Below are 12,674 nucleotides of genomic sequence, written 5' to 3'. Positions count from 1 at the left end.
CTATCGCTGCTTTAATCTCCCTTCTTAATCCCACTCAGGATGAATATACCCGTTGGAGAGTTGCTGATAGTTTAGGAAAAATAGATGTAGGTAATGAACAGGTGATTGCTGCTTTAATCTCTCTTCTTAATCCCACCCAGGATAAATCTATCCGTTGGAGAGTTGTTGATAGTTTAGAAAAGATAGCAGTAGGGAATAAAGAAACCATTACTGCTTTAATCTCCCTTCTTAATGACACTCAGGATAAATCTATCCGTTGGGGAGTTGCTGATAGTTTAGAAAAGATAGCAGTAGGGAATGAAGAGACCATCACCGCTTTAATTTCCCTTCTTCATCACACCCACGATAAAGATACCCGTGGAAGAGTTGCTTATATTTTAGGAAAAATTATAACAACTGAAAATAACTATTTAATGACAGTCTTAGCTTTAAATAAACATCTCACCAGTGAAATCTATGAAAACAATTATGACCTCTACAAAAACTGTTATAAAATCCTCTGGCAATGTGCCAAAAACCTTACCTATCCCCAATTCTACCAAGCATGGCACGCCACCACCACCCCTAACCAACTCGAACAACAATACACCGATATTTATACCCAATTAAAGCAACTGCAACCCACCTCCACCAGCTATCCCATCCCCCTCAACGCCGCCAACCTGGAAGGGAAAACCGCAGAAAAAGCCATAGCCAAAGGTATATTAATCAAAATTTATGGCGAAATCTTGCCCAAACAAAAAGCCAAAACCATAGAAGATATATTGGACTTAGAAAACGAACTCCAACCCCTGAGAGAACATCTAAAAACAGATAAAATCGCCCTCATTTTCTGTCACATTAATCCTCACCCAGAATTAATTAAATTCTGTCAGCAATTACAGAAAGACTGGTTAAAAATCGCCTTGATTACCGATACACCAATAGCATCTCCCTTGAGTGGTTTTCCGCCTCAACAGGATAATTTATTAGGAGTAGTTCAAACTTGGTTAGAGGAATTGGGGTAATACTATTCTCCAGAACTAAAACAGGAATCTTCAGAACAACTATAACCAAGTGTTTATTGTCCAAAAAATAGAAATTAGTCTCATGTCTATGCTCCTCCTTACTATATCGTGTTACGATTATTAATAAATAACCTTGGGAGTTTGACAGATGAATAATCTTAATGTCATCACTTTACCCGATCAACTATATCAAGAACTACAAAAATTAGCCGAATCTGAAAATGATTCCATAGAATCTCAAGTTGTGACGCTATTACAGAAAGCCTTACAGGAAAAACAACAGCAAACAGAAACACAACGTCGTCAAAATGTCCTAAAAGTCCTAGAGGAAAGCCGTTTGCTTCGTGAACAACTTCCTAATGATATTGAATGGCCTGATAGTACAGAAATGATTAGAGAAGATCGAGACAGATGACTACTACTCTTAGATGTGTTTTAGATGTCAGTGTGTGCATAAAACAGTTTATACCAGATCCACTATCTCCTAAAGTTGATCACCTGTTAACTCACATTGCTTACCCTGAAAATCAATTTTTTGTTCCTGATCTATTTTATATTGAGAGTGCCAATGTTTTGTGGAAATATGTTCGTGCAGGTCTTTATCCAGCTACGAAGGTTTCCGCAGATTTAGCTACTCTCAAAAATTTACAATTACAGGTTGTTTCCACAGCCAATTTGATGGATGATGCAGTTAATATTGCCTTAAATTACAATATTTCTGCTTACGATGCTTGTTATGTTGCACTTTCTCAACAAAATAATGCTAATTTGTTGACTTTGGATAAAAAGCTAGTCAAGGCTTTAGCAACATCATCTTATAATATCCACTTATTTAGCGACTTCCAAATTCCACCTTTACCATGACAATACCTTGGTTAAAACCCTAAAACCCTTGATTTTTCATTAGTCCACGTAGGTGGACTTCGTTTGTGTAGTAGCGATTTATAATCGCCGTCAACTATAAATGTAACCCAAACTCCTATAATTTTTATAATTCCTAAATTCAAACTTTTTCTCCATGTCCAATCAGATTCATCTCCAAGTCAATGGAGAAACGCGCAATTGTGCATCCCCAACTGCTTTACCCGAATTACTCCAACAGTTAGGTTTTAATCTGCGCTTAATCGCAGTAGAATATAACGGTGAAATCTTACATCGTCAATTTTGGACTGAAACTCAAATCAAAAATGGCGATCGCTTAGAAGTAGTCACTATAGTTGGTGGTGGATAAAATAAGAATATAATAGCTCTACTCTCCGTTTCTGCATCTGGAGCGTGAGAAAAAACCTCTATTCCTCCTTCATAAACTCCAAATACCCCTTACTTAATTCCTGTCAAATTGGCAGCTTGTTGAAAATAAGGTTGTAGCATTTCAGCAAGCTCTTGAACAATCAGAGAATTTGTATTTTTTGCTAATTCTGGTAAAATTAACTGTTTGCAAAAGCAATCATATTCTAAATGTTCTACTTTCAGATATTTATTAGCTTTTGTATGTAAATCCTTTAGTGCTTCTTTACCTCTAAAAAATATTTTTGCTTTTTGAAAATCCAGTTCATGGGGATTATTAATATAGCTTTCCCACTGGAAATTTTGACTTATAATTATATCCTCTAACATATTTCTTAAACCCAATATTCTGTTTTGTGATTCACTAGATTTATCAACTACTTGTTGTTCAAAAAAGGTTCTTATATTTGGTAAAGATAAAGATTCTATTTGATTTAATGTTAGTCTAAAATTTGCATTTTCTCGGAATTGGAACTTTAAACATTCAAATAATTCTCTTATTATCGAGTCTTGAAAATATTGTATTAGCCATTGTTCTAACTGTAATTTAGTTAAATTATTACCAGTATCCTTTCTATATGTTTTCTTTTCACCTGTTTTTTTAGTAGATATTTGATTGAAAAGATTAGCGATAGTTTCTGTTTCTTCAAGTAAGAAATTCTCCCATTCATGTCTTTTCCAATAGATAATTCTTGCTGATTTGTTTCTGATTAAATCAGCGTTAACTTTTCTACTTATTTGCTCAATTTCTTCCTGTGTTCTAAAATCTCTATCAGAAATAGCAATCACTGGTATACTTTGGTGTAATTTACTTTTCCGATAAATTAATTTACTTGTAGAATTAAAGTTTCCACTACCACCTATTTCCACGACTTCATAGTTTATGTTTGATAACAACTCTTGCTCTTTTAGCGTCTCAATAACTCTATTCATAAATGCAACTTCGGGACTTGTAGGCTCACCTTCAATTAATATATATAAAGTATTATCCAATATTCGCATTACTTTTCTCCCAGATCACCCAATTTGATAATTTCCGAATCATAAAACATTTCGGCTACAGTTGGTGAATGCGTGGTAAAAATATATTGATTATTTGAATCATCTTCCCGCAAAACTTGGATTAATCTTTTTTGCCAAGCTGGATGTAAATGTAGTTCAACTTCATCAATGAGAACAATAGAATTTTTAGCGGTATCTGCTGCTAAACCAACTAAAATTCTTAAAATTTGATGTTCTCCTGAACTCATTTGTAGTAAATCATATTCTACACCCTTTCTTTTGAGAATCAAAGTATCAGAATCTGGTCCAGACTCTAAACCTATTAATTCTGAAGGAAAGCAAATTTTATTAAATAATCTTTGAACTCTCTTCCAATAGGATTCACCATATTTTTCCTCATTCCATGTTAAATCTTTACGGTAATATTGATTCAACCATAATAAAACGTCACTATGTGCATTTTTATATTCCTGATTCTGTTGATTAAAACTCTTAAATAATCTTACAGTACGTCTTTGATCTAAATAGCAAACTCCGCCAATTCTATCAAATATTTGTGAAGTTTGATGATTCTTAGACATTGATAGGGAAGCTTTTCCTCTTGCACCTAAAACTTTAATAGAATCTTTAGGTGCATCATAGTCACATAAATTCTTTGGGTTTCTACTTGGAAAATGCCAAATAACTTTTGCTGGACTTTCTAAAGGTGAAAGTGGATTTAATAAATTAAAGTATTGCTTTAGTTCAAGTGATGAATAAACATCGTTAATAGCTTCAGCTTCATCTCTTTCAATAGAATATTCAAATGCGATTTGAGTTCTATTTCCTCTACCTCTAACTAATTGTTGCACATTGTATTCCAAACCCTCTCTTAACTCTGGATTTTGTGGATTTTCAAATACTTTAACTACAAGATGAATGGCATCTAAAATGGAAGTTTTACCAGAACTATTAGGACCGACAATTAAATTAATAGGTCGAGGACGACTAAGTAAATCGGTAAAATCTAAAGAGATATCTTTAATGGCACGAAAGTTTTTTATTTCTAAGGAGTGTAGTTTCATATAAATATTTTTATTTTTAAACTATACGCAAGGTGGATCGTCAAATAAATTACTGGTTTTTTATGTGACAAATTACCAAAATATAGATTGATTATAGCTTGCACTCATGCAATAATCAATCTAATTTACATCACTGTCTGAATCAGGATTTACAGGATTGAAGGATTTACAGGATAAGGAATTTTTTTAATAGTTTTATTGTTTGTAATAGGAAAATTGACACATGAACATCATAAGACGCTGGACTAAGCAAACACTTAATTATTGGACTCAGAGAATACAAGAAAATAAGCAACCCCTCTTGTGTACGGGGTATTTAATTTTGAGTATGGTAATTTCTTATGGACTTGGGTTACTTAGGATTCATGAAGGTATTTCTCATGACTGGGGGTTTACTAAACTTAAATACTGGTTAATGCAGGTCTTCTCATTCTTTATTAGTTTTTCACCCAGTTTTGGCTTTGTGTCTGATGTGATTGCTTATCAAGCAGCGATTATTGCCATTGCAATACCTCTTAGTCTAGAAATCATTTCTCGAATCTCTGAACGCTACCAGTCAGGGGTGATTACTAAAGAGTTTAACCGACAGTGGCAAATCAAATTTCTGCCATCTTTGGTAATTGCTAATGCGCTGTTAGGGGTTACATTCAATTTTTTGGTAGACTCAAAAGTAGATACAGGCTGGGAGAAAATCCTTGCTTGGCTTATCTTCCTGCTTTTTATCGCAACCAATTTTTTATTCTTCTCTTTCTTTAAAAAACTCGGTCAATATGCAACTAAGACTAAGTTTTTATTGGATAGGCTATTCGATGATCTGACTCAAGTTTTACGTCGTGTAACCAGCAACCGACAGATGAGTGATAAGAGATTACAACAGTCTCAAGAGGAATTCATTAGCGCCCTAGAAGGGATTGGTGATATTTTAGTATTTGAGACTAAAAACCGCAAAAATCACCAGTATATTATTGAAGGTCTGAAACGAATTCAGGATATATCCGAAAAGTTTTTTGCTCTACAAAATAGCCAACCTGGAAAATTTTCAAAATTGTTGCATTCTTCCCCAGAAAAATCTTTAGTTGCGCTTATGGCTATAGTAAACCAATTCATCCGCATACATGAAGCTGCACTGGAGGTTAAAAACCTTGAAATTGCTCGTTTATCACTAGACAATTTAATCCAGCTTTTGAGGAGCTTATCTAAAGAAATAAATCATGACCAGTCAATAAAAAGATTAATCCAAGTTATAGCTGATTTACGGGACACAAACCAACAAAATCAGGACGAATTTTCTGCAACACTATCTGTTAGTTGGTACATTAATGTTGTATTTAAGGATTCATTCAAAGTTAAATATTTAAGCGAATTTAATAATCGTTTTGTCTATGGTATTCATAAAATTATTTCTAGTCGTCAAACTCAACTATTTAAGCAATTAGTGTTTACACTTCATGAATCTAGTGCCATCCCATTCAAAGATAATAAACAACCTATAGTTGCAGAAATACAAAAATCTGTAGAGCAACTATCCTGCAAAGAAAACAATCAAAATAAGCAGCTTTTGGAAAAACTTAATAACTTTCCAGATAAATTTCTAGAAAATCAATTGCGGACAGAAGAACAACTAAATCATTGTTTAGAGCTAATTAAAGAACTTCAATATATTATTTTTCACCGTTTTAGCTCTGCTAATCAGGAGGAGATTCAGAAGCAGTTAGAAGAAATTAATAATAAACTTGTATTGCGCTTATTTCGCTTCAAATTCAATGCTATAGTTAAAAGAATCCAAAGCTGTTTAAGGAAATTAAAATACCAAGTCTACAAAGAAGCAAATCAAACTGAGCAGATTGTTGAAAAACGTAATAAATTTCTAGATAAATTTCTAGAAAATCAATTGCGGATACAAGAGCAAGTATATCAATTTTTAGAGCTATGTCAAAAACTTAAAAATAAAGAAACAAGTCAAAATAAGCAGCGTGTTGAAAAACTTAATGAACTAAATTTGTTAGCAAATCAATTGCGGACACAAGAACAACTAAATCACTGCTTAGAGCTAGTTAAAGAACTAAAAAATATTATTTTTTACCGTTTTAGGTCTGTTAATCAGGAGGAGATTCAGGAGCAGTTAGAAGAAATTAATAATAATCTTGTATTTCGCTTCAAATTCAATAACTTAATTTATTTAATGTTTGACATTGGTGCTTACTGTATTTTCAATAATCGCTATGATTATATTTATGAATTGTGGACATTTAGACAACCGAATGATGCAGATGCACATTGGCATTGCGGAGGCAATGACATTGTGCCACGATCTTTACTCGATCTGTTCAATTTATATTTTCATCCTTTTGATTCTCCAAGATTCTGGGATAATGATAATCATCATGGACGTAATCGGTATTTAGACAAATATTTCTTAATCTTGTTATTGCGTGAATTTTTAAATTCAGAAGTTACAACTAATCAAGATAGACAAAACCGTGTTAGTGCCTTTCAGATACCAGAGAATATTAATTCTCAAATTTTAAGCAATATTCCATATAGAATAGATCGTCTTGTCCGTATTGCGAGAGAACTTATTACCGAATCAAACTCACTTGAAAATCTATATTCCGATAAAAATCAACTGAATGATGCTATTCAGAATGGGCTAATTGTTTTTCTTGAAAGTTTGAAAACTAAAGCTAATGAACGATTAAAACAAAGTTCTCAATAACGGTAAATTCGATAATTACCCAAAAAACAAACTTCCATCAACATGAAAAAACTCCCCCAATATCTCAGCTTGTTCTTTCGTCACTCCCACCTCACCATTAGTCACCTGAGAAACCAACTCACTCGAACCCAAAATAGGAACTAAATCACCTATTTCTAAATCCCGTGCTTCCAATAAATGCAAAATTCTCGAACGAGGAGTAGAAATATTTAGCTGATAATGCTGACTTTCAAAATCTTCAATTAGCCTTACCAATAACTCCAACAAAGCATTTTCTTCTGCTGTCAGACGAGAACGAGAAAGTAAATCTTCCACAACTGCTAAAAGTCGATCATTTTCTTCCTCAGTTTTAATAACTCGCGGTTGAGACTGAGAAAGTAATTTGCTGTAAACTTCTGAATCAAAAGTAAGGGTCATTTTTCCAGTAGTCTTTGTCATATTCTGCATGAGTTAAGACATATTTAATATAGATGACCTGGTTCTCATAATTAATACTAGCAATTAAACGGTATTTATTGCCTTTAATATTGAAAACTGTCAAATTACCAACAGACTCAGCCTTGGGATAAACAGACTGTACCTCTACTAAATTACCCCAATTAGCTTTACTAACAGTAAAATACCAGTCATCAAGAGCTTCACAACAGTCTGCGTGTTCTTGACAATATTCTCTGAGCTTTTTCCGGCTGATAACGTGCATTAAACTTTGATTTTAACTTGTACAGCCAATAGTTTGAGTGACTTTCATTTATTCCCCTTTCATAAACTCCAAATACCCTTTGCTCAATTCTTCCACAGACAAATCATAAAACTGCTTACCATGTTCTGGAGTTGCTAAATCGGGATTTGAACCCATTCTCCCATCTGGATAACGAGAACGAAAATCAACAGCACTATAAATTTTATGTCCACCAGCAACTTCTGGGGAAAGAAAAGCTTTTTTAATTGCTTCTGGATAAACATATTGGGTAACAGCTACTTCGCTAGGGGTAGCATGAGAACCTTCTTGATTACCATATAATTCTTTGGCAAGTTTGTACACAGAACCACCCATAAACCAATTAGCAACTTGACATTGCACCTTTGCGGAATTGGGAATTTGTAAATCTTCTAAATGAGCGTAAGTTTCCGAAAAAGCAGCTTTGAGAGTCGCAATATTTCCTCCATGTCCATTAATAAAATAGAACTTGGTAAAACCAGCTTTTACCAAACAAGTTAAATAATCTTTAACTACTAAAATTAAAGTGCTAGGACGTAAACTAATTGTTCCGGGAAAAGCAGTATGATGTAATGCCATACCCACATTAATAGTTGGTGCTACCATGGCTTGAGTTGCTTCCCCGACACCTTTTGATATGGATTCTGCACAAATTGCATCAGTCCCAATTAATCCCGTGGGTCCATGTTGTTCCGTTGAACCAATGGGTAAAATAATTCCTTGAGATTGTTGCAGATAAGTTTCAACTTCCGGCCAAGTGCTTAAATGTAAGAGCATTTTTTATTAAAAATTAAGAACTTTACAACCAATTATCAAAATAACTAGATCCCCGACTTCTGAGCTAAATTCATAATATGATTATAAAATAAAAAAGAAGTCGGGGATCTTATTTGTAAATTACCCAACAATTTCCCACCAACCAAAAGCCGGACCGATAAAACGGATGATTACCCACGCGACAACCATACTACCAATACCAATCCATGCACCACGAGTGGTGATAGCCACAAATTGTGAAGCTTGGGTTTTATTGATGGGAACCCAAGGTAAGATTCTAGTAGTGTCTTGTCCGTATTCTTCTCCTAGTGAGTTTTTACGGCGTTTTGCTTCACCCATAATTTAATAATTTAGTTTCTTCAGAGTTCAATTTAAATTTTAATAGAAATTCGTCATGGAAATTAATTAAGCAGAATCATCTTCATTATTCGCAGAAAACAAACTAGGATCGAGATAGTTTAAGCGGGCTAGGGGACTAAGCGCAGAGAGAATTTGCACGCCATAGCTGCGGTTAACGACACGACTATCTAGTAAAGCTACTATACCTTGATTTTCGCGGACAGGTGCGATCGCTCTTTGTAATTCATTCATGGCTGTGGGTAATAAATATAGTCGAAACCAGTCTTGGTGCGATCGCTTATAATGAGCCACTCTACCAGCTACCAAAGGATTTTCCAAAGATGGTAAAGGTAAAGTTGCAATAATTAACAATCTGGGTGATGGTAAAACACTTTGATTTTCGCGCCAAAATTCCCAACCAGTAATCAAAATCCCATTTTCATCTAAACAAGTTTTTTCTACCTGCACCCGTGAACCGAATTCCGAAGCCAAAATTGTCCCCACTCTGGCTTTTAGCGGTACATCCCCAATTAATATTACCGTCATTCCTGGTGCAGTTGCACTCAAACATACCAAAGTGCGAACTTGATGAATTAATGCTGGTTGAAATTCCGGTGTATTTGGTAAAGGCAACTTATAAGGAATATAAAGTTGAATTGCTTCCCCTTGACTATCAGCAGCAAATTTCAAGCAAGTAACATCTTCTAAACCCAAACGTTGATGGAAAAGAGGTGCTTCTGTTTGCGGTTCTAAAGCACTACCAATTAATACTACAGGTTGACGTTGCCAAATTGGGGCGAGGATTTTACCCAATTCAATTGGAGCATAATATAAAGAAAATAAACCTTGACGACGGGAAATTGTTGACCAAAATAAGGTAGGGGAAGAAGAATTTTCTAAACTTGGGAATTGTTGCCAAAAATTTCGCCAAACATTTGGAAGATTGTTTTTATCTAAAGCTAAATATAACTCTTGTAAAATCTCAATTTCTGGTTGAGAAATCAGATAACAGGAATAGGGATTTTCTGGATGCTGAAATAATTTATATGTTAGTTCTACCCTAACTTCCCGAATTAAATCTGCTTGATAGGGATAAGCCAGCATTAATTGATCCCAATCATGGGGTTCAATGCTTTGAGTCAGTTGAGAACGTACCCAATCTTCTAAATCGTCAACACCATCAATAATTGTGGGAATATTCGCAGGAAATGGATTGTTATCAGCCAATTGTCCTTTTAACCAAGCTTCAGGGGAAGTCAACAACAAACCCTGAAAATCAGGACTTGGCCAAGTGTCACCGGTTCTAATGGGTTTATTCGCTGGTAGCCATTGCTGGAGTCGGGGAATTTCTACCTTTAATAAACGTTGCTGGACAGTTTCGGAAGCGACAATAATTATAGAACCATGCCACATTAAAGCAGAAGCGATAAAACTGGTGCGATATCGCCCTTGATGTCCACAAACCGCCCCTACTTGGATTAAGGCACTACGTCCCAACCGCAAAGCACGTGCCACTAACCTAGCCATCGTTAAATGATGAGGCCAGGAAGGAAACCCGTCCTGCGATCGCAGGAAGTTATGTAATGATAAATGAACTTCAGCTTCAATCACGTGCTTTTAATTCCATAAAAATTGTTCGTTGTCCGTTGTCCGTTGTTCGTTGTTTTACCAATGACCAATGACCAATGACCAATGACCAATGACCAATGACCACTGACCACTGACCACTCACCAATCACCAATCACCCATACTCCTAAATTATGCCAACTTACCCAGGAATTTCCAGCGAAGCCTTCAGACATCCATTAGATCGTCAAGCAGAACAAGCTTTACGCAATTTACCCGGCTTTGATTTAATCGCCCGTAAATTTGTAGAATTTGTCTATGAACGCCCCCAATTTGTCTATTTAATGGGTAACTCCATTCAAGTCGGACCGCGGCAATATTCCACGATTTACCAGATATTCCGGGAATGTGTTCGAGATTTGGACATCAGCGGTGAACCGGGATTGTTTATTGCTCAAGATGCCCAAGTTAATAGTTATGCTTTAGGACAAGAACATCCTTATATAGTCGTCAACACTGGGTTACTGGAGTTACTCAATGAAGCCGAACTACGGACGGTCTTAGCGCATGAACTGGGACATATTAAATGTGGTCATACCATTTTAATTCAAATGGCGATGTGGGCGATGAATGCCGCTTCCGTCATTGGTGAACTAACATTCGGTTTAGGTAATTTTGTCAGTCAAGCCTTGATTTATGCCTTTTTTGAGTGGCGACGCAAAGCTGAGTTATCAGCAGATAGAGCGGCTTTATTAGTGATGGATGATTTAAACCCAGTCATGTCATCCATGATGAAACTGTCTGGAGGTAGTAACAAATATGCCCATGAGTGTAGTTTACAAGAGTTTATTCAGCAGTCGGAAAAATATCAGGCACTAGATGATGATGGGCTGAATCAAGTATATAAGTTTCTATTATACAATGGCGCACAAGGAATGATGCTGAGTCATCCTTTTCCTGTGGAACGGTTGCATTATTTACGCAGTTGGGCAGTATCAGAAGAATACCAGCAAATCAGAAAAGGTAATTATCAGCGTTCTTCGGCTGGTTCGGTGGATGTGACACCGGAAACACCTGATCATGAAGCGGAAAAACTCAGAAAAGAAATTGAAAAGTTACAAGCAGAAATTAACAAAATGAGAAAATAAACTACAAGATCCAAACTACCAGATCCCCGACTTCTTGAAGAAGTCGGGGATCTGAAAATCTGAATTTAATCAACTTTCAGTTTCGCAATCAGGAACACCTTCTCTAAATACTCGACTAGCGAGAATATCTACTGCTTCAATGGTAATTAAATCCTGCTTATTTAACAGTTTACCACTACTTAATAACCGATTTGCTTGACGTAACCGCGCTCTATCTATAGCATTACGCACACTTCTAGCATTGGCAAAATGGGGCATCGTCTTCCGTTTAATTAAATATTCGCGGAAGGCTTTTTCGGCATCTGGACTAAAGCAATAGTTTTGGGCTGTGACTATAGATTGGGCAATAGTCATTAAACTATCAACACCATAATCGTTAAATTCAATATGTAATCCAATGCGGGAATTCATCCCTGGATTACTATGAAAAAATCTGTCCATCTGGTCTTTATAACCAGCAAGAATAACGACCAAATCATCTCTTTGGTTTTCCATGACCTGCATGAGAATTTCTATGGCTTCTAAACCAAAATCCCCAGGATAATCTGGACGGTATAAAGTATAGGCTTCGTCAACTAATAAAACTCCGCCCATGGCATTATTTAATACTTCCCTGGTTTTGGGTGCAGTTTGCCCCATACCTTGTCCCACCAAATCATCTCGCGTCACCAACATGACATTTTCTTTACGGATATATTCCAGTCGGTAGAGGATTTCTGCCATTCGCATTGCTACGGTGGTTTTACCCATGCCAGGATTACCTAAAAATGTCATGTGCAAACTGGGCGCACCTGCATTCAAACCTAAGCTTTTACGAATACGGTCAACCAATAACAAAGCCGCCATTTCTCTAATTTTGTTTTTGACGGACTTTAACCCGACTAACTCCTGGTCTAACTTATCCAAAATTTCTTGAATATGAGATTCTCGGAAAGCTGCTTCTAAATCAATTCCGTTATTGTGATCTATTTGTTTTTCTAATATCTGTTCGGTCATGACTATCACCTTTGCTTATGATTTTGATGATAGCCTGGAGTTGGGAAATATAA

Annotated in this window: 14 protein-coding genes; 6 read left to right on the top strand and 8 right to left on the bottom strand. The window is 35.7% G+C overall.

Going from position 1 to position 12,674, the window contains the following annotated elements; all coding sequences use genetic code 11:
* The 4 genes from AN490_RS07535 to thiS form a co-directional block, all read left to right on the top strand.
* A partial coding sequence (locus tag AN490_RS07535) for a HEAT repeat domain-containing protein (RefSeq protein WP_300001368.1) occupies positions 1 to 1,007 on the top strand: 1,007 nt, incomplete at its 5' end.
* A gap of 148 nt (positions 1,008 to 1,155) precedes the next feature.
* Positions 1,156 to 1,422: a hypothetical protein gene (locus AN490_RS07530; protein ID WP_300001366.1), complete on the top strand. Its 267-nt coding sequence runs from the start codon at positions 1,156 to 1,158 to the stop codon at positions 1,420 to 1,422.
* Positions 1,419 to 1,871 carry a type II toxin-antitoxin system VapC family toxin gene (locus tag AN490_RS07525; RefSeq protein ID WP_300001364.1) on the top strand — a complete coding sequence of 151 codons (453 nt, stop codon included), beginning with the start codon at positions 1,419 to 1,421 and terminating at the stop codon, positions 1,869 to 1,871. Before AN490_RS07530 ends, AN490_RS07525 begins: the two co-directional genes overlap by 4 nt.
* Positions 1,872 to 2,025: 154 nt before the next feature.
* On the top strand, positions 2,026 to 2,238 hold the full coding sequence (thiS, locus tag AN490_RS07520) for a sulfur carrier protein ThiS (protein ID WP_300001362.1): 213 nt from the start codon (positions 2,026 to 2,028) through the stop codon (positions 2,236 to 2,238).
* A gap of 89 nt (positions 2,239 to 2,327) precedes the next feature.
* Here the strand turns inward: thiS and AN490_RS07515 are convergent, their stop codons facing one another.
* Both AN490_RS07515 and AN490_RS07510 read right to left on the bottom strand, forming a co-directional pair.
* The gene (locus tag AN490_RS07515) at positions 2,328 to 3,296 is read right to left on the bottom strand and encodes a hypothetical protein (protein ID WP_300001360.1); all 969 of its coding nucleotides are present in this window, start codon (positions 3,294 to 3,296) and stop codon (positions 2,328 to 2,330) included.
* The gene (locus AN490_RS07510) at positions 3,296 to 4,360 is read right to left on the bottom strand and encodes an AAA family ATPase (RefSeq protein WP_300001358.1); all 1,065 of its coding nucleotides are present in this window, start codon (positions 4,358 to 4,360) and stop codon (positions 3,296 to 3,298) included. The genes AN490_RS07515 and AN490_RS07510 overlap by 1 nt, the downstream gene beginning before the upstream one ends.
* 223 nt (positions 4,361 to 4,583) lie before the next feature.
* Here AN490_RS07510 and AN490_RS07505 point away from each other — a divergent pair, with 223 nt between their 5' ends.
* A complete protein-coding gene (locus AN490_RS07505) occupies positions 4,584 to 7,076 on the top strand; it encodes a hypothetical protein (protein WP_300001356.1) in 2,493 nt (830 codons plus the stop codon).
* 15 nt (positions 7,077 to 7,091) lie between these two features.
* Here AN490_RS07505 and AN490_RS07500 read toward each other — a convergent pair whose 3' ends face one another.
* The 5 genes from AN490_RS07500 to AN490_RS07480 form a co-directional block, all read right to left on the bottom strand.
* Positions 7,092 to 7,493 (bottom strand): transcriptional regulator, encoded by a 402-nt coding sequence (locus AN490_RS07500; RefSeq protein ID WP_300001354.1) that lies wholly within the window; start codon positions 7,491 to 7,493, stop codon positions 7,092 to 7,094.
* Positions 7,477 to 7,776, bottom strand: coding sequence for a type II toxin-antitoxin system HigB family toxin (locus AN490_RS07495; RefSeq protein ID WP_096668604.1), 300 nt, complete (start codon positions 7,774 to 7,776; stop codon positions 7,477 to 7,479). Before AN490_RS07495 ends, AN490_RS07500 begins: the two co-directional genes overlap by 17 nt.
* A gap of 48 nt (positions 7,777 to 7,824) precedes the next feature.
* Complete coding sequence (locus AN490_RS07490; protein WP_300001350.1) at positions 7,825 to 8,571, bottom strand: creatininase family protein; 747 nt, start codon at positions 8,569 to 8,571, stop codon at positions 7,825 to 7,827.
* Between the two features lie 120 nt (positions 8,572 to 8,691).
* A complete protein-coding gene (locus tag AN490_RS07485) occupies positions 8,692 to 8,910 on the bottom strand; it encodes a DUF2839 domain-containing protein (RefSeq protein ID WP_148765934.1) in 219 nt (72 codons plus the stop codon).
* 66 nt (positions 8,911 to 8,976) lie between these two features.
* Positions 8,977 to 10,521 carry an ATP-dependent DNA helicase gene (locus AN490_RS07480; protein ID WP_148765932.1) on the bottom strand — a complete coding sequence of 515 codons (1,545 nt, stop codon included), beginning with the start codon at positions 10,519 to 10,521 and terminating at the stop codon, positions 8,977 to 8,979.
* A 150-nt stretch (positions 10,522 to 10,671) separates the two neighbouring features.
* Here AN490_RS07480 and AN490_RS07475 point away from each other — a divergent pair, with 150 nt between their 5' ends.
* Complete coding sequence (locus AN490_RS07475; protein ID WP_213711364.1) at positions 10,672 to 11,625, top strand: M48 family metallopeptidase; 954 nt, start codon at positions 10,672 to 10,674, stop codon at positions 11,623 to 11,625.
* 69 nt (positions 11,626 to 11,694) lie between these two features.
* Here the strand turns inward: AN490_RS07475 and AN490_RS07470 are convergent, their stop codons facing one another.
* Complete coding sequence (locus AN490_RS07470; protein ID WP_300001346.1) at positions 11,695 to 12,621, bottom strand: AAA family ATPase; 927 nt, start codon at positions 12,619 to 12,621, stop codon at positions 11,695 to 11,697.
* Positions 12,622 to 12,674: the final 53 nt, after the last annotated feature.

The organism is Anabaena sp. AL09, assembly GCF_001672255.1.
GTDB classification, from domain to species: Bacteria; Cyanobacteriota; Cyanobacteriia; order Cyanobacteriales; family Nostocaceae; genus Dolichospermum; species Dolichospermum lemmermannii.
The sequence above is the reverse complement of the archived record's forward strand: the minus strand, read 5'-3'. Positions and strand labels throughout refer to the sequence as shown.

Coding starts and splice junctions, on each gene's coding strand:
- AN490_RS07485 (WP_148765934.1), bottom strand. CDS start 8,910: ATGGGTGAAGCAAAACGCCGTAAAAACTCACTAGGAGAAGAATACGGA.
- thiS (WP_300001362.1), top strand. CDS start 2,026: ATGTCCAATCAGATTCATCTCCAAGTCAATGGAGAAACGCGCAATTGT.
- AN490_RS07530 (WP_300001366.1), top strand. CDS start 1,156: ATGAATAATCTTAATGTCATCACTTTACCCGATCAACTATATCAAGAA.
- AN490_RS07510 (WP_300001358.1), bottom strand. CDS start 4,360: ATGAAACTACACTCCTTAGAAATAAAAAACTTTCGTGCCATTAAAGAT.
- AN490_RS07505 (WP_300001356.1), top strand. CDS start 4,584: ATGAACATCATAAGACGCTGGACTAAGCAAACACTTAATTATTGGACT.
- AN490_RS07470 (WP_300001346.1), bottom strand. CDS start 12,621: ATGACCGAACAGATATTAGAAAAACAAATAGATCACAATAACGGAATT.
- AN490_RS07515 (WP_300001360.1), bottom strand. CDS start 3,296: ATGCGAATATTGGATAATACTTTATATATATTAATTGAAGGTGAGCCT.
- AN490_RS07490 (WP_300001350.1), bottom strand. CDS start 8,571: ATGCTCTTACATTTAAGCACTTGGCCGGAAGTTGAAACTTATCTGCAA.
- AN490_RS07495 (WP_096668604.1), bottom strand. CDS start 7,776: ATGCACGTTATCAGCCGGAAAAAGCTCAGAGAATATTGTCAAGAACAC.
- AN490_RS07475 (WP_213711364.1), top strand. CDS start 10,672: ATGCCAACTTACCCAGGAATTTCCAGCGAAGCCTTCAGACATCCATTA.
- AN490_RS07500 (WP_300001354.1), bottom strand. CDS start 7,493: ATGACCCTTACTTTTGATTCAGAAGTTTACAGCAAATTACTTTCTCAG.
- AN490_RS07525 (WP_300001364.1), top strand. CDS start 1,419: ATGACTACTACTCTTAGATGTGTTTTAGATGTCAGTGTGTGCATAAAA.